The following is a 23,165-nucleotide window of genomic DNA, read 5'->3' on the forward strand; positions in this document are numbered from 1 at the left end:
TATGAGTCGCCTTGCTCTTTTTGCTCTTTTTTTAACCCTGTTAGGCTGTGTCAGTATCGGGGGTTCCCAGTGGGATCAACGCTACGGCAAAGCCGTTCCGCGTGAGCTTTCCTCCGGCCCACAACTGGCGACTCACACTTATTATGGCGATACCAAAACCATCATCGAACAGCGCTGCGTGGTGTGCCACGGTTGTTACGACTCGCCCTGCCAACTCAAACTTGAATCCTATGAAGGACTATTGCGCGGCGCCAACCCCGCCAAAGTTTATGACGGTACTCGCCTGCTGGGCGCCAGCCTGACCCGCTTGTTTGAGGATGCCCAGTCCACGGCTGAGTGGCGCAGCAAAGGCTTTCACCCGGTAATCAACGAGCGTGGCAATAGCGCCAGCGCCAATATCAATGCAAGTGTTACAGCCCAGCTGCTGCAGTTAAAACAAGACAATCCACTGCCAGAAGATGCCCTGCTCTCGGAGGCGTTCAATCTGGACATTAATAGCCCCCAGTACTGCGCCAGCATTGAAAACCTGCATAGCTATACCGCCAAGAACCCATTATTGGGTATGCCCTATGGCCTGCCGGGGCTGAATGAACAAGAGCATAAGGTCACCATGGAGTGGCTTAAACAGGGAGCGGCGATGGGCAAAGCACCAGTGCTCCCGGAAAAAATTTACACTGAAGTCGCACGCTGGGAAGCCTTTTTAAATGGCAACACACTCAAAGCACAGTTGATCAACCGCTACATTTATGAACACCTGTTTTTGGCGCAGATCGATTTTGCCGCCGCGCCCGGTGTGTATTTCCGCCTGGTGCGCTCCAGCACGCCACCGGGCGAGCCCATAAACCGTATCAGCACCGCACGCCCATTTGATGACCCGGGCGTGAGCCGGGTTTACTACCGCCTCTGGCAAGATCCCTCCAGTGTCGTCGCCAAAAACCATATGCCCTATCGCCTGGACGCGGCGCGAGCGCAACAGTGGCAAGAGCTGTTTTATACCCCCGCCTATCCAGTCAGCCACCTGCCTGACTACAACAGTGCAACAGCCTCCAACCCATTCATCACCTTTGCACAACTGCCAATTAATGCGCGCTATCGTTTTATGCTCAATGAAGCGCAGTTCACTATTATGAATTTCATCAAAGGCCCGGTGTGCCGCGGGCAGGTGGCACTCAATGTGATTCAGGATCACTTCTGGGTATTTTTCTATTCACCCGAATCACAAGCCACCGATGAGGATGCACGTTTTCTGGCGGAAAATAGCAAACACCTGCAATTGCCAGCGGGTGCGGGTAATACCCTGCTGCCGCTCACTAACTGGATTAAGTATTCAGAGCTGCAAAAAGAGTATCTGGCGGCTAAAGCCAATTTTGTGAAAGAAAAAATCGCCGCTAATGGCGGGCTGGAAATGCACAGTATTTGGGATGGCGATAAAGGCAGTAATAACAACGCCGCGCTCACCATTTTTCGCCACGCCGACAGCGCCAGTGTGCACAAAGGCATGATTGGCCAATCGCCCAAAACCGCCTGGGTGATTGGCTACCCGCTGCTGGAGCGGATTCACTATTTATTGGTGGCGGGTTTTGATGTGTACGGCAATGTCTCCCATCAACTGTTGAGCCGGCTCTACATGGATTTTTTGCGCATTGAAGGCGAGATGAATTTTGTTGAATTATTGCCTCGGGAGACGCAGCAAACCACGTTGCAGTATTGGTATCGCGATGCGGAAGCAAACCTGCAAACCTATATTGATCTCTACTTAAAGCAGGTAGATATCACCAATAAGATTCACTACCAGAGCGACGCCCATCAGGAAGAGCTCTACCTCAAGTTGAAACGACATCTGGGCAAAGCGGGCCAGTCGCCGCACAACCTCAACACCGCCAAATTGCCAGCGCGCAAACTGGCGCTCTATCAGGAGTTGCAAAATACCAGCGGTAAGGCCATCAGTTTTTTGCCGCAAACCACACTCATCGAATTGCGCGGTGTGGGCTTATTTAGCCTGATTCACAACAGTGCTTACTCCAATTTATCGTCACTCTTTGGCGAGGACAAACGGCGTATTCCCGGCGAAGACAACCTCACCCTCGCACGCGGGGTAATCGGCGCCTACCCCAACAGTTTTATGCGCATAGAACCTCATGAATTGGACGAGTTTATCGCCCAGCTGCAGCAATTGGGCTCGGAGCAGGACTACCGCAACTTCAAGGCTCGTTTTGGAATACGGCGCACTCACCCCGACTTCTGGGCATTTAGCGATAGGGTTCATCAACTCTATAAAATCGCTGCACCGGAAGAAGCCGCATTGCTGGACTACAATCGGCTGGAAAATCGTTAATAAAAGTTTCACAAAGAAATGTTAACGATTTGCGCAAAAACGGCACCGTAAATTGCGGCACAGGGGTAAATGAAGTATTCTTTCTAATAATCAATCTCATTTACATTCAAGACGACATTATCTATGAATACTGCTGTGCTTGCTGACTCCCTCTCCCCCGTGCTGCGCCTTGATCAATGTCGCAAAGGCGCGACCGTGCGGGTGACGACCCTGATTGAACAACCGCTGTTTGGTGCGCAAGACGAACGCGTCAGCCTGCGTTTGAAAGAACTGGGGTTTTTACCCGGCGCATTGCTCAAAGTGATCGGCTTTGGCTTGATGGGCTCAGACCCCATGGCAGTGCAAGTCAACGGTACCAAATTCGCGTTGCGTCGTGCTGAAGCCGCCAAAATCTGTGTGGAACCTGCATCCACTCACCCCTAATCAGGCCTCTATCAGGTAGCTCTATGTCCTCCCCTATTCGCTTTGCGCTGATTGGCAACCCCAATTGCGGCAAAACCTCGCTGTTTAATCGCTTGACCGGCGCCCGCGCCAAAGTGGCCAACTACCCCGGCGTTACCGTTGAGCGCCGCTCGGGCATAGTGACCGGTTTAACGAAACCCGCCGAATTGCTCGACTTACCCGGCACCTACAGCCTGTTTGTGACATCGCCCGATGAGCAAGTAGCCCGCGATGTGATTCTGGGCAAACTGGCCGGTGAACGCCGCCCGGATTTACTTATCGCTGTCGTCGACGCCTGCAACCTGCGCCTGGGCTTACGGTTGGTGATGGAGCTGAAAACCCTCAATCGCCCGATGGTACTGGCACTCAACCAAATGGATGAAGCCAAGCGTCGCGGCATCAGTATTGATACAGCAGCGCTTTCCCACGCGATTGGTATGCCTATTATCGAAACCGTCGCGGTGAATAGCCAGGGTGTGAACGAGTTGCGCGCACTCTTGGATGGCTATGCACAACAGCCCCCACTGGCCGCTGGCGAGCAGAGTTTGACCCTGAGCGACCGCCAGGAATCAGTAGAGGCACTCTATGCCGAAATCGAGAGTTTGATACGCCAATACGTCATCGCCCCCGCGCACCTGCCGCGCTGGCAAGATCGTCTGGATGCCTTGGTAATGCACCCGCTGCTCGGTTTAGTGGTGCTATTCAGTATTTTGTTGGTGATCTTCCAAGCGGTATTTGCCTGGGCATCACCGGCGGTGGATTTAATTGATGCGGGTTTTAGTGGGCTTGGAGAGTTAGTCGGCACGCTATTGCCCGACGGCATTCTGAAAGACTTTATCGTGGAGGGATTAATCGCCGGCGTGGGCGGTGTGCTGGTATTCCTGCCGCAAATTATCATCCTGTTCTTTTTTATCCTGGTACTCGAAGACACTGGCTACCTCACCCGTGCCGCGTTCTTGCTGGATCGCCCCATGCGCGGGCTGGGCTTGTCCGGCCGCTCGTTTATCCCACTGCTGTCGAGCTTCGCCTGCGCTGTTCCCGGCATTATGGCGACACGCACTATCTCCGACCCACGCGAGCGGTTTATCACCATCATGGTCGCGCCACTCATGACGTGCTCGGCGCGCCTCCCGGTGTATGCGCTAATTATTGCGGCGTTTATTCCCGAACAAACCGTGTGGGGCTTTTTTAACCTGCAGGGTTTAACCCTCTTTGCCCTCTATTTCGCCGGTGTCGCCAGCGCCGCACTGATCGCCTGGATCATGCGCCGCCGCAGTGGCCGCGAAGAATTTCCACTGCTGCTCGAGTTGCCCACCTACCGCTGGCCCATGGCCTATCACCTGTTGATGGGTTTGCGTGAACGCGCGTGGATTTTTATCCGCCGTGTGGGCACCATTATTCTCGCCCTCTCGATTGTGCTCTGGTTTTTAGCGACATTCCCCGGCGCCCCGGAAAACGCCACTATGCCTGCTATCGACTACAGCTTCGCCGGTCAACTCGGCCACTTTATGCAGCCGCTGTTTGCCCCACTGGGTTTTAATTGGCAGATGTGTATTGCACTCATCCCCGCCATGGGCGCACGCGAAGTTGCCGTAAGTGCGTTAGCAACGGTTTATGCTGTAGGTGAAGAATCGATTGATGTTGCACTTGGCTCTGCACTCGCTGCAAGCTGGCCACTGCCGGTGGCCTACGCCTACCTCGCCTGGTTTGTGTATGCACCACAATGCATATCCACCATCGCCGTGGTAAAACGCGAAACCAACTCCGCCAAAGCGACGACTTTTTTCACCGTTTATTTATTTGCATTAGCTTACTTTGCCGCCTGGGCGACCTACCAAATCGCCAGCGCAATTGTGGGTTAATCAACGAAGGGGGGAATAACTATGTGGCAAGACATTCCGTGGCAAGAACTGATTGTTGGTATTTGTGTTCTGGCGGCGGTGATTTTTTTAGTGCGCCGCTGGCTGTTCCCCTCCGCCAAAAAATCCGCCGCCTGCGGTGGATGTGGCGGGTGCGATAAAACCAGCGACGCCAGCTGCAGCAATCCCACCGAAAAAACACAACATTGAACGTAGGGGCGCGATTTATCGCGCCCTTTGATGTGCCCTCCCCCATATCCCACCTCGATCCTGAATCAATCCAACGTGAGCGCAATCATTCAAAAGGTAAAATCTAATAACCTCCTCCCGTCTCCCCATACCAATACCGCGGCTGATTAATCGGCATGGATTTGGGCAGGGAGGGATTGCTGAGCAGCAGCGGTTTGCGATTCACCAAATAAGGCAGGCCATTTTTGATGCGGGGATGGGACTTGAAAAACTGCTCGAATTCGCCGTTATCGATTAAGCGTTCAAAACCGGATTCCATCCGTTTGGCTAATTCTTCGTTATCTTTATTCACAAAAAAATACATGGCCGCGGGGTAAGACAAATACCAATTCGGCGCAACCACCAGATCGTACCGCTGCAAAAAGGCAGTTTCATTAGCAATTTCGGTGACGCCGCGCGGAAAATAATCAAAGCGTTTAGCCGCCAGCATTTTGTACAACTGCTCCTTACCTACCCCTTCAGTAACCGGCAATCCATTCGCTTTTAGCACAGCCGTATCCGGCCAGTTTGCGCCCTGTCCTGCGACCAGTTGTTGTAGATCCTGCAGCGAGGTTATTTGTTTGAAGCGCGCTTCGTCCTGACGGCGAATCACCATCAACCGCGCGCCAATTAAGCCTTTGAATAATGGAATACGAATGGGACGTAGCAGGGTTTCCCGGTGATTGGAGGTGACTGTCCACAGCAGGTTATTGGTGCTTTCGGTATTGCTTAATTCAATAAGCCAGCGCCACTGGGTGAATTGGCGATCGGAAAATCGCAGTTCAATGAGCTCATTGGGGGCTTTGCTTGCGGCGAGAATCAGGCGCAGCAGGTTGACGTAGTAGTCATCCTCACGCTCCGGGGTGACAGCTTCCACATTCACCACATAAATGCTGGGGGTAGTTTCGGCAGGTGTAACAGCGACCTGTGCCCGGGCACAATTTGCGAGAACAAACACGGCCGTAAAGATGTGCCAGCGCAAGTGCCACATAGACTGATCCACAGAAGTCATCTTGCTTGAGATTAGCACAGGGAAAGGGATGACACCGCCGGAGTTGCTGCCGTATAGTCGCGCATCACCAGCAGGGCTACTTACGGAATTCGCACCATGCAACAAAAACTGGAAACTCGCACTTTTTTGCTCTTTCTGCTCATCGTCTCTGTGGGCTTCTTACTCGTTTTGAAACCTTTCTTTGGCACCATTTTTTGGGCTTGTGCGATTACGGTAATTTTTTATCCGATGCAGACGCGGCTGATCAAATATTTCAATGGCCGCCCCAATACCAGCGCATTACTCACATTATTTGCCTGCATTTTGGTTGTGGTATTGCCGGTCACCATCCTGATTAGCTCGGTGGTTGCCGAGGGTTCGGCTTACTACAAGAAGCTGGAATCGGGAGAGGTAGACCCGGCGCGCTATCTCGATCAGGTACGCACAGCCTTCCCCGCCGTGCAAGCAACCCTGGATCGCGTTGGAATCGATTTTGCCAAGATCAAAGAAGGCGCGTTGAGCGTGACCATGAGCGGCGGTAAATGGTTGGCACAAAATGCGTTAAGTATCGGCCAAAACACTTTTAAGCTACTGCTGAATATCTGCCTGATGTTGTACCTGACGTTTTTCCTGCTGCGCGATGGTAATTACCTGTTGGAATTATTAATCCGCGCCTTGCCACTGGGCGATTCCCGCGAGCGCTTGTTGTTTTCCAAGTTTGGGGAAGTCACTCGGGCAACCATCAAAGGCAATATGGTAATTGCGCTGATTCAAGGTTCACTCGGCGGCCTGATTTTCTGGGCGCTGGGTATTCCCGGCGCGCTCTTGTGGGGTGTGGTAATGGCGGTGCTGTCGCTGATTCCCGCTGTGGGGCCAGCGATTGTTTGGGTGCCGGTTTCAATCTATCTGTTTGCCAGCGGTGAGAATGTCAAAGCAATCATTTTGATTGCTTTTGGTGCGGGAGTAATCGGCTTGGTTGATAACATTCTGCGCCCGATTTTGGTGGGCCGCGATACCAAGCTGCCTGACTATATCGTGTTGCTCTCCACCCTCGGCGGCTTGGCGCTATTTGGCATTAACGGCTTCGTGATTGGGCCGGTGATAGCGGCCTTATTTATCGCCTTTTGGGGAATTTTTATGCGCGATGTAAACGTGCCCGATGCCCCACCGGTCGCACTGGAGAGTCAAAAGCCGGAGGAATCCGCTGAGTGATCTGCTAGACTGCGCGGCCTTTTTACCTTGACTCCACCTCAAGTGGAGCCATAAATCCCTAAGATGAGATTTGATTATGTCTAACCAATTCAAGAGCGTTGAAGAACTCGTGAGCTACGGCATTGGCCGTCAAATGGGCGATCAATTGGCCAGCAACCCGTTTGATGGTGTATCACCTGAAGCAGTAGCCCAAGGCGTTGTGGATGCATTGAAGGATGTTGCAATGCCTTACAGCAATGAAGAGATGCAAGCCGCCTTTGAAGAGATTAACAACCGTATGCAAGCCAAAGCGGCTGAACAGCACAAGGCGTTGGCAGGTGCTGGCGAAGCTTTCTTGGCAGAAAACGCCAAAAAGGCGGGCATTACTGTGACTGCATCTGGTTTGCAATATGAAGTAATTACACAAGGCTCCGGTGCAGTTCCAACCGCGACTTCTAAAGTAAAAACCCATTACCACGGCACTTTGATCGACGGTACTGTGTTCGACAGTTCCGTGAATCGCGGTCAGCCGATCGATTTCCCGGTTAACGGTGTAATCGCCGGTTGGACTGAAGCATTGCAATTGATGCCTGTGGGTTCCAAATGGCGTTTGTATGTTCCGCACAACCTCGCCTACGGTGAGCGCGGTGCAGGTGCCAGTATTGCGCCTTTCTCAACGCTGATTTTTGATGTTGAGTTGATTGATATTGTTGGTTAATTAATTCGTACCAACGTCGAGCTCCAGCAGGAGTTGCGGAGGTGTTTCCGAGACACGCCGTAAATCCTTCCCTGGAGGCTCGCCGTCGACAGCCGCATTTGTTCCATACAAATTGCGGCACTTCCCACATCCGTGTGGGTCGTCCATGTCGCCGACGGTCTCAGAAACACCTCCGCAACTCCTGCTTCATCAGCTTCGATAAGCTTTACAAGCACCCCATTATTCACTGTTAATTTGTTAACGGATTTTCCATGTGGTTTAAAAATTTACGTTTGTATCGTCTCACCGAACAGTGGACTATTTCCGCTGAAGAATTAAATGAAAAGCTTGCCGAATTTTGTTTTAACCCCTGCGGCAACCTGGACCCAATGCGCTATGGTTTTGAACCACCGCTGGGGCGTCACGGCAGTGAGTTTGTACACGTGACTAACGGTTACGTGATGATTTGCGCTAAGAAGCAGGAAAAAATTCTGCCCGGTGGCGTGATCAAAGAACAGCTGGAGGAAAAGGTACAGGCGATTAAAGACGCCGAATCGCGCCCGGTTGGTCGCAAAGAGCGCGACACGTTAAAAGACGAAATTATTTTTTCGCTGCTACCGCGCGCCTTTACCCGTTCGTCGCTGGATTACGCCTATATCGCGCCGCAGGAAGGGCTGATTGTGGTGAATTCTTCATCTGCAAAACGCGCGGAAGATTTGCTTAGCAAATTGCGCGAAGCACTGGGCAGCCTACGCTGTTTACCCATCGCACCTAAAAATATTCCCACCCAAGTAATGACCCATTGGCTGCGTGAAAGCGAAGCACCGCACCAGTTTGAATTGGGTGAAGAGGTTGAACTACAAGCCGCAAAAGATGGCCGCGTAGTCCGCTGTAAAAAACAGGATTTAACCGCAAGCGAAATCCGCAATCATTTGGAAAGCGGAATGCACGTAAGCAAAATCGCGCTGGTGTGGAAAGAATCCATCAGCTGCATTATCGATGATCAAGTCGCAGTGAAGCGCTTGAAGTTTGAAGATGTGATTAGCGACAAAGCCAACGAACGTAACCCGGAAAGCAAAGCGGAGCAATTTGATGCCGACTTCGCGATTATGGCGATGGAGTTAAAAAACTTTATCTCCGCGTTGCTGGCAGCCTTTGGTGGTGAAAATGATTCAATGTTAGATAATTAGTACCTGACTGAATTAGTGAGCCCCCATTAATAGTTTGCAAAGTCATATAGCAATTAAACATCATCACAAGTCGAGGGGAAGATCAGGCACTTCCCTATTTACTGGATAATAATAATGACCTTTTTCCCCCATTTCAGTCAGCATCAGGTAACGATAGCACTGAGTGTTTACATTGGGCTAATACTCAATAGCCCGGTTCTTATTCGCAATTGTGCAGGAGGCTGGCTTCAGACAAGCTCTGCGCTTTTATCTGCCCTAGCATTATTTTCGTTGTGTTATTTACTTGTCCGTTTTTTCAGTTTATTCGGGCAGACTGGTTATAAATTTTTTTCAAGCTTTACCTTGCTTGTATCTGCTGCAGCAAGTTACTACATGACATTTTTCAATGTGGTGATTGGCTACGGTGCCATTGTTTCCACGCTAACATTCGATACTGACTTAAACAGTGAAGCGGTAGGTTACACATTTTTCCTGTGGCTTGTGCTCACTGGATTAGCTCCCTGTGTGTGGCTGTGGTTTACCAAATTAACCAATGCCACCTACAGCAACATGGGAATTAAATCCATTGCCAAAGGTTGGTTACCCATACTAGGCGCACTAGTGGTATTTAATGTCAGCATCAAAACCATTATTGCCTTCACAGAAGATCACGCGCGTAAAAACAATCAATATACGGCCAGCACTGGCGGCATTATTGCTCACTCTTATTTACCGACCAACTGGATCGCCAGCCTCAGTATTTACCTACATCAACTCGGCAAAGAAAGCACCAGCAATCAAAAGTTGTATGACCCAAGCAAACACTTCACCTATCAAGCAACACCCGCACTTGATGATTTATTTGTGGTATTTGTGATTGGTGAAACCACGCGCTGGGATCATATGGGGCTATTTGGTTACGAGCGCAGCACAACTCCGCTGCTCGCACAAGAACCCAACCTGATTGCAATGCGTGGCACCTCATGCGACACAGCAACAAAACTCTCACTACGCTGCATGTTTGTACGCGAAAATGGTACTGAAGACGATGCCCAACGCACGCTCAAAGAGCGCAATGTATTTGCCGTGCTGCGTAAATTAGGGTTTACCTCAGAATTATTTGCCATGCAAAGCGAAGCCTGGTTTTATTCAAGCCTGGATGCTAATCGCTACGAAATCCGTGAAGTAGTTGCGGCGGAATATGCTTACAGCAAACATCCTATTGATGACATGTTGTTAGTAGCTCAAATGGAGCGATCGATTAGCAATCACCAACAGGGAAAACACCTAATCATATTGCACACAAAAGGATCTCATCACCTTTATAGCCAGCGTCATACGCGAGACTTTGCAAACTTCACACCGGAATGTATGGACATAGATGATAGTTGCACCAAACAGCAATTGATCAACTCATTTGATAACTCTGTGCTGTACGTTGATTACATGCTAAAAAATGTATTCGATAAATTGCGCAATAAAAATGCACTAGTGTTTTATGTTCCAGATCACGGCGAATCTATCGAGGAAAACCAACACTTCCACGCCACCCCCAAAGAGATGGCGCCCCCCGAACAATTTCGCGTTCCTTTTATTGTTTGGGCATCGGATAAGTTTATTGCACAACCGCAACATCAAACGCTATTTTCCAATCTGAAAAAGCGTGAAGAAAATGATTTCAATCCACATCATGAACAAATTTTCGATAGCCTGCTCGGCTGCATGGGCTACTCGTCACCCGACGGTGGTATCAACACGCAAAATAACTGGTGCGGCGACAACCCAAAATCAATGGCCTTCGACAACCACTCTTCTGGCCTCAGCCAGCGTTAAATAAAAACGCAGCACGCCTTTTATCGGTTTGATATTGGCGTGCGCCAGCGTGCTCAGTGGCTGTTTGGGGATATCAGTCAGAATTAATTCGGTATTATTTTTTTCACATTTGGCGATCAGTTTATTCAACGCCGACAAGCCACCTGCATCCAGTAGCGATACTTCTTTTAACGAGAGGATAATATGCTGCTGTTCGGTGCAGAGCGTTGAAAGTTCTCCAAAGACGCGATCAGCGGCGGCAAAAAATAATGGCCCGCTAATACTGAAAGCCCGCCAGTTTTCCGGTAATTGTTTGTCATCAATTCGTCCATCACCTGTCACATCATCCACGTGGGTCATGGCCGCAATTTCTTTCATAAACAGCAGCGCCGCCAACACAATACCGGCTGTAATCGCAATCACCATATCGAATAATACCGTTAGCGCAAAACAGGTGATAAACACCCAAATATCACCGCGCGGCGCGGTTTTAATTAAGTGCACCGCTTTATGCGCTTCACTCATTCCCCAAGCCACCATCACCAACAACGCCGCCATGGCAGGCATTGGTAAATAAGCGAGCAGCGGCGCGAGCGCAACCAACCCCAGCAAAACGACTAACGCATGGATCATGCCCGCCACTGGCGATTCCGCACCGGCTTTAATGCTCGCTGCCGAACGCGCAAGTGCAGCAGTGGCGGTAATACCGCCGAAAAATGGGGTGATCATATTGGCGATGCCCTGCCCCAATAATTCGCTATTGGCACTGTGGCGTTTGCCGCTCATGCCATCCAACACTACCGCACACAATAAGGATTCAATCGCACCGAGCATGGCAATTGCAAAGGCGGCAGCGAGTAAATCCTGCACTACGCGCAAATTCCATTGAATCGATTCGCCATTTGCACCGGCCTGCAGCCAGGGCCATTCAAATTGTGGCAGCTGGGGTGGAATACCCAAACCGGTGGTGCCATCGGCCAAAGTGTAAGAAAAACGCGAGCCAATTGTATCGACAGAAAAACCAGATTGATTCAACACTACAGCGACCAGAGTGCCGACAATCAGCGCGGGCAAATGCGGTGGCACAGGCAACTTTAATAACGGCCACAACAGCATGATGGCGAGCGTCGCGGCAGCGACGACAAAACTGGGCCAATAAAAATCCGGCAAGCTTTGGATTAATAACCAGAGTTTTTCCAAATAATGTTCAGGCATTTCGGGGAACTGCAAACCGAAAAAATCTTTTATTTGCAAAGTCGCAATCACCACCGCAATACCGGCAGTAAAACCGAGCGTTACCGCTTCGGGAATATATTCAATCAACCGCCCCAAACGCAGCAGCGCCATCACCACCAAAATTCCACCAGCCATCACACTGGCGACCAGCAAGCCGCCCAAGCCATATTTTTGCGCGATGGGATAAAGGATCACGACAAACGCCGCCGTAGGGCCGGAGATACTAAACCGCGAGCCGCCCAGCAGCGGAATTAAAAACCCGGCGATGATGGCGGTATACAAACCATATTGCGGCGGCACACCGCTGGCGATGGCAAGTGCCATCGCCAGCGGAATCGCAATAATGCCAACGGTAATGCCCGCTAATAAATCGCGAGTGAAGCGCGGCGCACCATAATGTTCAGTGATACATGCCTCGCGCAAAGCGTGGCCAATTCGCAGGGAAAATAAATGGGCGCGATGGGGCATAGGAATCCTTGTTATGAATCCTTATGAGGATTTTTCATCCTCGTTTTTCGGGTTCGGTCTTTTGTGCAAATATCATTGCAAAACCAACGCCAGAATCCACGTTCGCTATTTTTTAATTACTCAACCAGTATGGACACTCATCACTGTCAGCATAGCTGATGCAATGGATAAACCGACTTTACAACTTCTTTACGCCCCTCGCTCCTTGCCCACTCGATTCTTTACGCGCGTTTTCCCTAACCTGATCTCCTCGTTAACAGATGAGGTTATGCCCGTGAATACGTTGCTGTTGTTGATTGTTATAGCGCTTTCCATCTACTTGTGTGTGGCCATGGTCGCACCTGAAAAATTTCAGGAGTAAACCATGCTGGAAATTACGCTGATTGTTGTTGCCAGCCTGTTGCTGGCCTGGCCTCTGGGGATTTATATAGCGGGGATTTTCTCTGCGCAGCCGCACGCCAGCGACCGGATTTTTTTACCTATCGAGAAAACCCTTTATCGCCTTTTAGGGATTAATGCGGCGCGCGGCATGAATTGGAAAACCTACGGCAGTGCGTTTCTGCTGAGCAATTTTTTGCTGTTTATCGCCGCTTTTTTGTTGTTTTTATTTCAGCATCACCTGCCGTTAAATCCGGATGACATCGGCCCGCTGAGTTGGGATCTAGCGCTGCACACCGCCGTATCTTTTATCACCAATACCAATCAGCAACATTATTCGGGGCAGGCGCAGCTGAGTTATTTCTCGCAATCGGTGGCGATTGTGACCCTGCAATTTGCGACTCCAGCGATGGGTTTGGCGATTTGCCTTGCGGTATTACGCGGCCTGCTCGGTGGCAACAATAAAGACACTGCCGCTGAAGGCGAAGAGCGGGATCTGGGCAATTATTATGTGGATGTGACCCGCGCCGTGGTGCGCGTATTAGTTCCCGCTGCCGCTATTCTCGCGCTCTTGCTAACCTGGCAAGGCGTGCCGAGTAGTTATGAGGGTGCGGCGACTGTCACCACGCTCGAGTCTGCCAGTGTTGAGCAGACAATCCCACGCGGGCCAGTCGCGGCGATGGTGGCGATCAAACAACTCGGCACTAATGGCGGCGGTTGGTATGGACCAAATAGCACTAATCCACTGGAAAACCCCACACCGCTGAGCAATGCGCTGGAAACCATGGCGCTGGTGCTTATCCCCATGGCGGTGGTGTTTATGGCGGGCTATCTGCTGCGCAGCCGCCGTTTTACCTTGATGTCATTGGCGGCGATGGGAATGCTCAGTATCGCCTGCATCAGCGCCAGTGTTTACAGCGAGCGCCAACCCAATGCGGCCTTTAGCGGACTGAGCGCAAGGGATGTGAACATGGAGGGCAAAGAGGTTCGCTTTGGCGCCGATGCCTCTGCACTCTGGGCAACGCTCACTACCCAAACGTCCAACGGTTCGGTGAACGCAATGCACGATTCACTCAACCCGATTGCCGGTTTGGTGACCCGCGCGGGCATGTTGATCAACGCCATCTGGGGCGGGATTGGCTGCGGCTTGGTGAATTTTATGGTGTACATATGGATCACCCTATTCCTCGCCGGTTTGATGATCGGGCGCACGCCGGAAATCTTCGGGCGCAAGCTGGAGACAGCGGAAATTCGCTTGCTCGGCGTGCTGATCGTATTACCCAGTCTGTGCATCCTTGGGCTAACCGCCATCACGCTGGCAATCCCGTCCATCAACGGCACCAGCAACCCGGGCTTTCACGGTATATCCCAAGTGATTTGCGAATACGTCTCCGCCTTTGCTAATAACGGCTCGGGGTTTGAGGGGTTGGGCGATAACACCCCTTGGTGGAATCTGAGTACCAGTTTGTGCCTCGCATTGGGCCGCTACTTGCCACTGTTTATCCCGCTGATGATCGCCGGTTATCTCGCGCGTAAACGTGTCGCGCCTGAATCCAGCGCCAGCTTGAATATCGGCAGCACCACCTTTTGCCTGACGCTGGTGACGGTGATTCTGCTGCTCAACTTCCTCTCCTTCTTGCCTTCCATGGTACTTGGCCCGATTGGTGAAGCACTGCAACTGGCTCAACATTCAGGGGCTGCCAAATGAAGAATTCGACTATCAAAAAATCCCAAAAAACAGCGCCTGCGCTCGACCAAAACCAACTCGCCGCCGCTTGCAGGATCGCCGTAAAAAAACTCAATCCGCGCAGCGCCAGTAAAAATCCGGTAATGTTTGTGGTGCTTATCGGCACATTATTAAGCGCAGGCATTACCCTGCAGCGATTATTCGCCGGCGCCAGTTTTGGCTTTGAGCTGACCTGCGCATTGATCCTGCTGTTCACCGTCTGGTTTGCCAATCTGGCCGAAGCGATTGCCGAGGCGCGCGGACGCGGACAAGCCACCAGCCTGCGTTCAGCGCGCCGCGATCTGATGGCCGAGCGACTCGACAACCAAGGCCGCACCACCCAAACCATTCCCGCCACCGACCTTCGCAAAGGCGATAAAGTACTGGTAAGCGCGGGCAACTATGTACCTGCCGATGGCGAGATTATCGAGGGCGTGGCCAGCATCAATGAATCGGCCGTGACTGGAGAATCGGCGCCGGTATTGCGCGAAGCCGGTACCGATCACTCGGGCGTTATCGGCGGTACCAAAGTGTTGAGCGGCGAGATAGTCGTCGCCATCACCACCGAACCGGGCGAGAGTTTTCTCGACCGCATGATCGGTTTGGTGGAAGGCGCCAAACGCCAGAAAACGCCCAACGAGTTGGCGCTCACTGTTTTGCTTGCGGCGCTGACAATGGTGTTTTTAATCGCCGTGGCCAGCCTGCCCGCTATGGCGGGATTTTTGGGTGTGAAGCTGGATAACACCATGCTGATCGCACTGCTGGTATGCCTGATTCCCACTACCATCGGTGGGCTTCTACCTGCAATTGGTATCGCTGGAATGAACAGGGCGCTGGCCGCCAACATAGTCGCCAAATCCGGCAAAGCGGTGGAAGTCGCGGGCGATATAGACACACTCATGCTCGACAAAACTGGCACCATCACTTTTGGCGATCGCCAGGCCACCCGCTTTTTGCCGGTGGCCGGTGTAAACGAACAGGACTTGCTGGAAGCCGCCGTTTACAGCTCATTGCAAGACCCAACGCCTGAAGGCAAATCCATCGTCAAGCTGGCCGAGAATCGTGGATTTCAGTTACCCAGCTTGCCAAGCGATGCGGTCTTTTCGCCCTTCTCCGCCGAAACACGCCTGTCGGGTTTAAGCCTGCCCGCAAGTGATGGCCAAACCGAAGGTGAGCAGGGCAAGAGTGCGCGCGAATTTGTCAAAGGCTCGGGCACAGCGGTAAGCCGCTGGGCAGAGGGTTACGATCTGTTTGTACCGGGTAGTTTGCAGGGTCTCATTAACCAAGTCGCGCAAACTGGCGGTACACCGCTGGTAGTCGCCAGCAACACCGCCATCCTCGGTGTAGCGGCCTTGAGCGATGTGATCAAACCCGGCATCGCTGAACGTTTCGCCCGTTTGCGCGCCTTGGGTGTGCGCACAATTATGGTCACCGGCGACAACCCTATAACCGCGGGTGCCATAGCAGCCGAAGCCGGTGTGGACGATTTTATTGCAGAGGCGAAACCGGAAGACAAGCTCGCACTGATCCGCGCCGAGCAAGCCAAAGGCCGTTTGGTCGCGATGGTAGGCGACGGCACTAACGACGCCCCCGCACTCGCGCAAGCTGATGTGGGTCTCGCGATGAACTCCGGCACTCAAGCTGCGCGTGAAGCGGGCAATATGGTGGACCTGGATTCTGACCCCGCCAAATTGCTTGCGGTGGTAGAAGTTGGCAAACAATTGCTGATGACACGCGGCGCACTCACCACTTTTTCACTCGCCAACGATGTGGCGAAATATTTTGCGATAGTGCCCGCGATTTTTATTGCTGCGATTCCGAGTATCGGCGCACTGAATTTTATGCAGTTGCACAGCCCGCAAAGTGCGGTGATAGCCGCATTGATTTTTAACGCGCTGATTATTCCGGCACTCATTCCACTCGCACTAAAAGGCGTCAACCTGCGCCCGATCAGTGCTGAAAAATTACTGCGCAACAATATGCTGGTGTACGGCTTGGGCGGAGTAATCCTACCGTTTATTGCAATCAAATTATTGGATGTGATGCTGACACCGTTAATGTAGGCGCCGTTGATGTAATTGCATGCTAATCACTTATGTCGTTGAGGTTTACCATGAATTTTTCACTCAGTTTTTCACAACAATTTTTTACCGGCTTGCGTTTTTGTTTGATGATGTTTGTGCTGTGCGGAATCCTGTATTCCGCCAGCATCACCAAACTTGGCGAGCTATTGTTTCCCTATCAAGCCAAGGGCAGTTTGCTCGACTATCAAAACGCAACGCGGGGTTTAGAGCAGGACGAAGCGCGCGGCTCAGTTTTAGTTTCACAAACCTTTAGCGGCGATGGCTATTTTCACGGGCGCCCCAGCGCCGCCAACAACGACCCTATGGCTACAGCAGGCAGCAACCTCGCCCCCAGCAACCCTGCACTGCGCAAGCGAGCGCAAGCAGATAGCACCGCGATTCAAACGCGCGAGCAAGTTAGCGCCGCGCAAATTCCGGTGGACTTAATCAGCGCCTCCGGCTCAGGGGTTGATCCGCACATATCCCCCGCTGCGGCACAAGTACAAATCGCACGAGTTGCGCGGGCGCGTGGCATCAGCGAAGCAGAAGTTGTGCAATTAGTCGCGAACAATACCGAACAAAAACAATGGGGAATTTTCGGACAAGTGCGTGTTAATGTGCTTTTATTAAACCTCGGGCTCGATCAACTTGCCCCACGCTAATCACTAGATAACACTTGCTATGAACAACGAACAAACACAGCGCTACCAACAAGCCGATGCGTTACTAAAAACAGTGCAGCAGCAAGGTGGCGGGCAGTTGAAAATATTTTTAGGCGCGGCGCCCGGCGTAGGTAAAACCTGCGCCATGCTCAATGCAGCGAAGGAATTGCAGCAACAGGGAACCGCAGTGTGCGTCGGCTTGGTAGAGACGCACGGGCGCGCCGAAACCGAAGCCTTATTACAAGGCTGTGCCATATTGCCGCGCAAAACCATTCACTACCAAAATCAACAACTCACTGAATTTGATGTGGATGCCGCGCTCGCATTGCGCCCCAAAATTATTCTGGTGGATGAACTCGCTCACACCAACGTCCCCGGCAGCCGCCATAAAAGACGCTATCAGGATATTGCGGAACTACTTAAGGCGGGTATCAATATTTACACTACGCTCAATGTGCAACACATCGAAAGTCTGAATGATGTGGTGCTGCAAATTACCGGTGTGCGCGTGCAAGAAACCGTACCCGATTCGTTTATCGATCAAGCCCATGAAATTGTCTTTATCGATTTACCCCCGCAAAATTTAATCGAGCGTTTGCAGCAGGGAAAAGTCTATGTTGCAGAATACGCACGCTCCGCGCTGGAAGGTTTTTTTTCGCCAGCCAATTTAACCGCACTGCGCGAATTGGCGATGAAAATTGTTATCGAGCACGTGGATGACTCGCTCAAAACCAGGCTCGATTCACGAGGTGAACAACAACATCTCGTTATTAACGACAAGTTGTTGGTATTAATTTCCAACCGCAGCGCGCATGAGTATTTAATTCGCATCGGGCGTCGCCTTGCAGAAAAACGCGGCATGAATTGGTTGGTGGTATGGGTGGACACTGGCCAGGTGCAACTACAGCAAGACAAAGCGCGCTTGCAATCAGCCATGACACTGGCGCAGGAATTGGGGGCGCGCACTGAAATTCTGCGCGGCCCCAGCACCTGGCAAACCATTATTCCGTTTATTCGTGAAGAGCGCATCAACACTGTTCTGGTAGGCTCAGGCACACGCAAATGGCGCTGGCGCAAACCACTTTATCAGCGTTTGATTAACAGTGGTTTGGGGCTGGAGGTGAGTGTCTACCGCGACCCGGATCAGCACAGCCGCGTTAATCATTTTATTCAACCAGCAGAAAAGTTCTTGCCGGGCGCACGCGGTTATTTGCTCAGTATTCTTGGTGTCGCACTCGCGACTCTGGTAGCCGTACTATCGAAAAACTGGTTACCACCGGATAATCTGGTATTAATTTATGTGGTCGCCGTGATTATCAGTGGTCTGCGGTTTGGCGCCGTACCGGCAGTATTTTCGGCGATTTTTTCTTTCTTCAGTTTTAATTTTTTCCTTACCGAACCACTTCACACGCTCACGGTACACAATCAAGACGACATCACACGGTTAATATTTTTAGTTGTGATTGGCCTAGTGTGTGGGCCCGCCGCCTCACGTATTCGCCGCCAATTTTTATTGCTCGCAGAATCTAATCGCTACTCGGAGTCCCTGCAACGGCTCGCTGAGCAATTTGCTGTTGCCGACGACCAAAGCGCGCTATGGCAAGCATTGACGAAAGAACTCAACAGTTCGCTGCTGGCAGAAACCTACATCGTGCAATTTAATAAAGATAATACTTTCGATACGTTTCCAACGCGCAGCGAAAAGTTCACCGAACTGGACATGGCCGCAATTGAATGGACACGCAAACAAGCAGCGGCCTCTGGGCGCTTTAGTGATACGCTCAGTAAATCCAGCTGGAGCTGTTTTCCTATCGCTAAAAATAATAAAACTGTCGCCGTAATATTGGTACGTTTGCACAATGAAAAAACCAGTCTCTCCGCTTATGACCTGGATATCATCAACGCCATGTCCCAACAGGCGGCCAACGCATGGCAACGCATCTACCTCACTAAAGATTTGGAATCTGCGCGGGTAAAAGCAGAAATTGAACAGCTGCGTTCAGCACTGCTCTCATCCGTCTCCCATGATTTGCGCTCACCGCTTTCAGCCATGATTGGCGCTGCCGACAGCTTGCGATTATTGGATCAACAACTGAGCAGCGAAGACCGCAGTGAATTAATCGATACGATTTTGCAAGAGAGTCGCCGCCTTGACCGCTATATCCAAAACCTGTTGGATATGACTCGCCTCGGCCACGGCACCTTAAAAATTGAGCGCGACTGGGTTTCCGCCAGCGATATTATCGGCAGCGCTCTCACCCGCTTAAAACGTTACAGCCCGGAAGCACTGATTGAATTTCGCGTGAATGGCACTGCACCACTACTTTATGCACATGCCGCCTTAATCGAACAAGCTGTGTTTAATATTCTGGAGAATGCCGCAAAATTTACTCCGCCCGGCGAAAAAATCACTGTCACACTCGAACAAATTAATGATATCTGTACCATTAATATCGAAGACAAGGGGCCTGGCATTCCTGAAGATCTGCGCGAGAAAATTTTTGATATGTTTTATGTAGTATCCGATGGTGACCACAAGAAAAATAATACCGGCATGGGCTTGGCTATTTGCAAAGGTATGATCGCCGCCCACGGTGGCAGCGTAACGGCACTGGAAGGTTCACAAAAAACCGGTACGCGCTTTTTGGTGGAAATTCCGCTACCATTGAATCAGAAATAAACTGACTGGTAAAAAGTACGAGCATTTGTGATGAGCGCAAAAATTCTGGTCATCGATGATGAAAATCAAATCCGGCGCATGTTGCGTATCGCACTAAAGAGCGAAGGTTACGACATTAGCGAGGCAGAAAATGGTGAACAAGGTCTCGCCTGTATTGTTCGCCAGCAACCGGATTTAGTCGTGCTGGATTTAGGCCTGCCCGATATGGACGGGCAAACACTGCTGCGCGAATTACGCAGCTGGTCGGCGGTGCCGGTAATTGTGCTCTCGGTGCGCAACAGCGATAAAGAAAAAGTGCAACTGCTCGACGCAGGCGCGCAAGACTATGTGACCAAACCTTTTAGCATCGAAGAATTTCTCGCCCGTGTGCGCGCCAACCTGCGCGACCATATTAAACAGCAGAGCGCACAGATTCTGGACGACGGTTATTTGCATATCGATTTAGGTAAACGCCTCGTCAAAACTGACAACAACCCCGTTGACCTCACCCCCAAAGAATATGCGGTACTCTCAAAACTCGCCAAAGTGCCCAACTGCGTCATTACCCAAACCCAATTATTACAGGAAATTTGGGGGCCAACCCATCAGGAAGATTCCCATTATTTGCGTATAATAGTCAGCCACTTGCGGCAGAAACTGGGAGAAGACCCAGCCGAACCCAAGTACCTCAAAACTGAAGCTGGTGTTGGCTACCGTTTACTCTTTGCTCCGCGATAAATTGCACCGCGATAAATCGTACAGCGCAAAACCCAAACGTTAGTCACACCCACTACCGGATTTATGACTATGCGTTTTATCCCCCAGCTCGCACTGCTTGCGACCAGTTTTTTTATCATCAGCTGCAGCCCTAAACCCGAAATGAGCAAAATTGAAGGTTTTGCACAGGGCACAACCTACAACCTTACCTTTGAATTACCCGCCGACAGCAATCTGCCAGTGGAGAAAATTGAAACTGCCATCAGCGAAGAACTGGCGCGCATGGATAAGGTATTGTCTAACTACCGCGATGATTCGGTGATTGAACAATTTAACGCGCAAAAAACTACCGAGGCCCAAACCGTGGATGCCGAATTGGTGGAGCTGGTTGAAATCGCACGCACTGTGCATCGCGCCAGCAATGGCTGTTACGATCTCACCATCAAACCGCTGTTTGATTTATGGGGTTTTAAAAATGATGTATTCACACCGCCGAGTGAAGATGCATTAGGTGTGGCGCTCGCCAGCATCGGTTTGGATAATTTGGAAACCGTCAACACTACACAGTTGCGCAAACAACTTCCCAATTTGCGTATCGATGTTTCTTCCATCGGTCAGGGTTATGCAGTTGAACGCATGGTAAAAATTCTGGAGCAATTCGGCGTACAAAATTATCTGGTGGAAATCGGTGGCGAATTAAAAATTCAAGGTAAAAAAACCGACGGCGAAGCATGGCGTATTGCACTGGAAAAACCCCTGCCCAATGAGCGCAAAATGCATAAAATTGTGAGCTTCGATTCCGGTGAACCCATGTCACTGATCAGCTCGGGAACCTATCGTCACTTTTTTGATGACAATGGCAAACGCTACAGCCATATTCTGGATGCGCGCAGTGGCAAACCCGTTGAACACAACACGGTGTCTGTCACCATTCTCCACTCTGATGCCACACTGGGCGACGCCTGGTCCACCGCATTTTCCTGCTTGGGTAGCCGCGAAGGTTTGAAAGTAGCTAACGCACAAAATCTTGCGGTATTGTTTATCGATCAGGAAGGCGACCAGCTGATTGAAACTGAATCGGATGCACTGAAAACAATGAGCGGAATTAGTTTTAAAAACCCTTAATAGCCAACAGGATTCTTCAGCATGAAACTCGTCTACACCCACGAAAACCGTTTTCTAGTTGGTAATGCGCAGAACATTCTCGAACAAGCCGGAATTCGTGTGGTGTGGAAAAATGAATTTTCCTCGGGCGCCATTGGCGAAATATCGCCCTTTGATACCTGGCCGGAACTGTGGGTGGTGGACGATACCACCTACGAACAAGCCATCAATATTCTGTCCAATGCGTTTAACACGCCCACAGCACCGGAATGGCAATGTGCACAATGCAATGAACAAAACGACGCTGCTTTTGAGACCTGTTGGAATTGCCAAACGGAGAAAATATAACAGCTGACCAAAGCAGTATTACTCCCCAGAGGTTAACCCCACCATATCAGGGCCGATATATTTCTCCTCCACCCATTCACGCAAATGCGCACTCATAAATTCAATAAAATTATGGGCGGTAACTGGTAAGCGGCGATCGCCGTGTTGCACCAAATACCAGTGACTGTGCAGCGGAAAATTGTGGAGTTTAATTTTCGCCACGCGCGCTTGTGATTGCGCCAATGTATGCTCGGACAATACCGCCAAACCCAAACCATTTTCCACACTCATTCGAATCACTTCATTGCTTTCAATTTGCATGGTGTTGTGTAACTGGAAATTCTGTTCACGCAGAAAATTTTCAAACACCATCCGCGTTGCACTACCCGGCTCGCGCATTAAAAAACGTTCATCAACTAACTCTGCAAAATCTACGTCATCCCTTTGCGCCGCCCAATGATGAATGGGGGCAATCAATACCAGCGGGTTGCGTAAAAAACGGCGACTGACAACATGATCACCCGTAGGTGGATGACTGAATAAATACAAATCGTCCAACTGATTTTCAAAGCGCTGCAATACACTGCCGCGATTGCCGATATTAAACGTCACATCCACCGCCGGATATTGCTGCGCATAGGGGCTGAGCAAACGCGGCAATACATACTGCGCGGTAGTCACCACCCCAATGCTGAAATGGCCTTTATTGCCGCGCGCGGCATCGGTTAAAAATCCATCAAAATCCTCAAAGCGCGTCAATGCATCCAGTGCCGCGTGGTGCAGCTCATTGCCAACAAAGGTGGGTTTATAACGGCCATCGCACTGCTCCAATAGTGGTTCGCCCACGGCTTCGCTCAAGCGTTTGATTTGCAGCGACACCGTAGGCTGGGTGAGGTGCAATTGCTGCGCCGCTTGCGAGATGGAACCGCTGCGCACCACAGCGACATAGACCTGCAACAGGCGAAAGGTGAGATGGCGAATATTCATAAACACGCCCTTGGTTTAAATAACTATAGATAATCGTAAATATATATAAGTATAAACATTAATTATCGTCAATTAATCAACTTGGCGACAATAGCGTCACTGTCATCACGCTGTG

At 50.9% G+C, this 23,165-nt stretch carries 19 protein-coding genes; 16 read left to right on the top strand and 3 right to left on the bottom strand.

Annotated elements, in window-relative coordinates; all coding sequences use genetic code 11:
• Position 1: 1 nt before the first annotated feature.
• The 4 genes from NNX04_RS08910 (at position 2) to NNX04_RS08925 (ending at position 4,845) form a co-directional block, all read left to right on the top strand.
• Positions 2 to 2,335, top strand: a complete 2,334-nt coding sequence (locus NNX04_RS08910; RefSeq protein ID WP_261948185.1) for a fatty acid cis/trans isomerase — start codon at positions 2 to 4, stop codon at positions 2,333 to 2,335.
• 123 nt (positions 2,336 to 2,458) lie between these two features.
• Positions 2,459 to 2,758, top strand: a complete 300-nt coding sequence (locus tag NNX04_RS08915; RefSeq protein ID WP_007643273.1) for a FeoA family protein — start codon at positions 2,459 to 2,461, stop codon at positions 2,756 to 2,758.
• Between the two features lie 23 nt (positions 2,759 to 2,781).
• Positions 2,782 to 4,638: a ferrous iron transporter B gene (gene feoB / locus NNX04_RS08920; RefSeq protein WP_261948186.1), complete on the top strand. Its 1,857-nt coding sequence runs from the start codon at positions 2,782 to 2,784 to the stop codon at positions 4,636 to 4,638.
• A gap of 21 nt (positions 4,639 to 4,659) precedes the next feature.
• The gene (locus tag NNX04_RS08925) at positions 4,660 to 4,845 is read left to right on the top strand and encodes a FeoB-associated Cys-rich membrane protein (protein WP_007643276.1); all 186 of its coding nucleotides are present in this window, start codon (positions 4,660 to 4,662) and stop codon (positions 4,843 to 4,845) included.
• Between the two features lie 103 nt (positions 4,846 to 4,948).
• On the opposite strand, the gene NNX04_RS08930 is transcribed toward NNX04_RS08925, so the two are convergent.
• Complete coding sequence (locus tag NNX04_RS08930; RefSeq protein WP_225318442.1) at positions 4,949 to 5,866, bottom strand: hypothetical protein; 918 nt, start codon at positions 5,864 to 5,866, stop codon at positions 4,949 to 4,951.
• Positions 5,867 to 5,971: 105 nt separating this feature from the next.
• Here NNX04_RS08930 and NNX04_RS08935 point away from each other — a divergent pair, with 105 nt between their 5' ends.
• The 4 genes from NNX04_RS08935 to eptB all read left to right on the top strand — a co-directional run bounded on the left by NNX04_RS08935 (position 5,972) and on the right by eptB (position 10,744).
• Positions 5,972 to 7,066, top strand: a complete 1,095-nt coding sequence (locus tag NNX04_RS08935; protein WP_261948187.1) for an AI-2E family transporter — start codon at positions 5,972 to 5,974, stop codon at positions 7,064 to 7,066.
• Positions 7,067 to 7,142: 76 nt separating this feature from the next.
• Positions 7,143 to 7,763 (top strand): FKBP-type peptidyl-prolyl cis-trans isomerase, encoded by a 621-nt coding sequence (locus NNX04_RS08940; RefSeq protein ID WP_040392356.1) that lies wholly within the window; start codon positions 7,143 to 7,145, stop codon positions 7,761 to 7,763.
• A gap of 251 nt (positions 7,764 to 8,014) precedes the next feature.
• A complete protein-coding gene (gene rdgC / locus NNX04_RS08945; protein WP_261948188.1) occupies positions 8,015 to 8,932 on the top strand; it encodes a recombination-associated protein RdgC in 918 nt (305 codons plus the stop codon).
• 114 nt (positions 8,933 to 9,046) lie between these two features.
• Positions 9,047 to 10,744, top strand: coding sequence for a kdo(2)-lipid A phosphoethanolamine 7''-transferase (gene eptB / locus NNX04_RS08950; RefSeq protein WP_261948189.1), 1,698 nt, complete (start codon positions 9,047 to 9,049; stop codon positions 10,742 to 10,744).
• On the opposite strand, the gene dauA is transcribed toward eptB, so the two are convergent.
• Positions 10,700 to 12,427: a C4-dicarboxylic acid transporter DauA gene (gene dauA, locus NNX04_RS08955; RefSeq protein ID WP_261948190.1), complete on the bottom strand. Its 1,728-nt coding sequence runs from the start codon at positions 12,425 to 12,427 to the stop codon at positions 10,700 to 10,702. The two genes, eptB and dauA, sit on opposite strands and share 45 nt — an antisense overlap.
• Before the next feature lie 13 nt (positions 12,428 to 12,440).
• Here dauA and NNX04_RS08960 point away from each other — a divergent pair, with 13 nt between their 5' ends.
• From NNX04_RS08960 to NNX04_RS08995, 8 genes are all read left to right on the top strand, one after another.
• On the top strand, positions 12,441 to 12,788 hold the full coding sequence (locus NNX04_RS08960) for a potassium-transporting ATPase subunit F (RefSeq protein ID WP_261948191.1): 348 nt from the start codon (positions 12,441 to 12,443) through the stop codon (positions 12,786 to 12,788).
• 3 nt (positions 12,789 to 12,791) lie between these two features.
• A complete protein-coding gene (gene kdpA, locus NNX04_RS08965) occupies positions 12,792 to 14,513 on the top strand; it encodes a potassium-transporting ATPase subunit KdpA (protein WP_261948192.1) in 1,722 nt (573 codons plus the stop codon).
• The gene (gene kdpB, locus NNX04_RS08970; RefSeq protein ID WP_261948193.1) at positions 14,510 to 16,594 is read left to right on the top strand and encodes a potassium-transporting ATPase subunit KdpB; all 2,085 of its coding nucleotides are present in this window, start codon (positions 14,510 to 14,512) and stop codon (positions 16,592 to 16,594) included. The genes kdpA and kdpB overlap by 4 nt, the downstream gene beginning before the upstream one ends.
• 50 nt (positions 16,595 to 16,644) lie before the next feature.
• The gene (gene kdpC, locus NNX04_RS08975; RefSeq protein ID WP_261948194.1) at positions 16,645 to 17,256 is read left to right on the top strand and encodes a potassium-transporting ATPase subunit KdpC; all 612 of its coding nucleotides are present in this window, start codon (positions 16,645 to 16,647) and stop codon (positions 17,254 to 17,256) included.
• Positions 17,257 to 17,275: 19 nt separating this feature from the next.
• The gene (locus NNX04_RS08980) at positions 17,276 to 19,936 is read left to right on the top strand and encodes a sensor histidine kinase (RefSeq protein WP_261948195.1); all 2,661 of its coding nucleotides are present in this window, start codon (positions 17,276 to 17,278) and stop codon (positions 19,934 to 19,936) included.
• A gap of 30 nt (positions 19,937 to 19,966) precedes the next feature.
• Complete coding sequence (locus NNX04_RS08985) at positions 19,967 to 20,653, top strand: response regulator (RefSeq protein WP_151058801.1); 687 nt, start codon at positions 19,967 to 19,969, stop codon at positions 20,651 to 20,653.
• A gap of 69 nt (positions 20,654 to 20,722) precedes the next feature.
• Positions 20,723 to 21,757, top strand: coding sequence for an FAD:protein FMN transferase (locus tag NNX04_RS08990; RefSeq protein WP_261948196.1), 1,035 nt, complete (start codon positions 20,723 to 20,725; stop codon positions 21,755 to 21,757).
• 21 nt (positions 21,758 to 21,778) lie between these two features.
• Positions 21,779 to 22,084, top strand: coding sequence for a putative signal transducing protein (locus tag NNX04_RS08995; protein WP_261948197.1), 306 nt, complete (start codon positions 21,779 to 21,781; stop codon positions 22,082 to 22,084).
• A gap of 18 nt (positions 22,085 to 22,102) precedes the next feature.
• Here the strand turns inward: NNX04_RS08995 and NNX04_RS09000 are convergent, their stop codons facing one another.
• On the bottom strand, positions 22,103 to 23,050 hold the full coding sequence (locus NNX04_RS09000) for a LysR family transcriptional regulator (RefSeq protein WP_261948198.1): 948 nt from the start codon (positions 23,048 to 23,050) through the stop codon (positions 22,103 to 22,105).
• Positions 23,051 to 23,165: the final 115 nt, after the last annotated feature.

This window comes from Cellvibrio sp. QJXJ, from assembly GCF_024452345.1.
Lineage (GTDB): Bacteria > Pseudomonadota > Gammaproteobacteria > Pseudomonadales > Cellvibrionaceae > Cellvibrio.

Excerpts from the sequence above, each read along its gene's own strand:
- kdpB (WP_261948193.1), top strand. The coding sequence starts at position 14,510 with ATGAAGAATTCGACTATCAAAAAATCCCAAAAAACAGCGCCTGCGCTC.
- NNX04_RS08995 (WP_261948197.1), top strand. The coding sequence starts at position 21,779 with ATGAAACTCGTCTACACCCACGAAAACCGTTTTCTAGTTGGTAATGCG.
- NNX04_RS08990 (WP_261948196.1), top strand. The coding sequence starts at position 20,723 with ATGCGTTTTATCCCCCAGCTCGCACTGCTTGCGACCAGTTTTTTTATC.
- rdgC (WP_261948188.1), top strand. The coding sequence starts at position 8,015 with ATGTGGTTTAAAAATTTACGTTTGTATCGTCTCACCGAACAGTGGACT.
- kdpA (WP_261948192.1), top strand. The coding sequence starts at position 12,792 with ATGCTGGAAATTACGCTGATTGTTGTTGCCAGCCTGTTGCTGGCCTGG.
- dauA (WP_261948190.1), bottom strand. The coding sequence starts at position 12,427 with ATGCCCCATCGCGCCCATTTATTTTCCCTGCGAATTGGCCACGCTTTG.
- NNX04_RS08960 (WP_261948191.1), top strand. The coding sequence starts at position 12,441 with ATGAATCCTTATGAGGATTTTTCATCCTCGTTTTTCGGGTTCGGTCTT.
- NNX04_RS09000 (WP_261948198.1), bottom strand. The coding sequence starts at position 23,050 with ATGAATATTCGCCATCTCACCTTTCGCCTGTTGCAGGTCTATGTCGCT.
- kdpC (WP_261948194.1), top strand. The coding sequence starts at position 16,645 with ATGAATTTTTCACTCAGTTTTTCACAACAATTTTTTACCGGCTTGCGT.
- NNX04_RS08980 (WP_261948195.1), top strand. The coding sequence starts at position 17,276 with ATGAACAACGAACAAACACAGCGCTACCAACAAGCCGATGCGTTACTA.
- feoB (WP_261948186.1), top strand. The coding sequence starts at position 2,782 with ATGTCCTCCCCTATTCGCTTTGCGCTGATTGGCAACCCCAATTGCGGC.
- NNX04_RS08935 (WP_261948187.1), top strand. The coding sequence starts at position 5,972 with ATGCAACAAAAACTGGAAACTCGCACTTTTTTGCTCTTTCTGCTCATC.
- NNX04_RS08985 (WP_151058801.1), top strand. The coding sequence starts at position 19,967 with ATGAGCGCAAAAATTCTGGTCATCGATGATGAAAATCAAATCCGGCGC.
- eptB (WP_261948189.1), top strand. The coding sequence starts at position 9,047 with ATGACCTTTTTCCCCCATTTCAGTCAGCATCAGGTAACGATAGCACTG.
- NNX04_RS08910 (WP_261948185.1), top strand. The coding sequence starts at position 2 with ATGAGTCGCCTTGCTCTTTTTGCTCTTTTTTTAACCCTGTTAGGCTGT.
- NNX04_RS08925 (WP_007643276.1), top strand. The coding sequence starts at position 4,660 with ATGTGGCAAGACATTCCGTGGCAAGAACTGATTGTTGGTATTTGTGTT.
- NNX04_RS08940 (WP_040392356.1), top strand. The coding sequence starts at position 7,143 with ATGTCTAACCAATTCAAGAGCGTTGAAGAACTCGTGAGCTACGGCATT.
- NNX04_RS08915 (WP_007643273.1), top strand. The coding sequence starts at position 2,459 with ATGAATACTGCTGTGCTTGCTGACTCCCTCTCCCCCGTGCTGCGCCTT.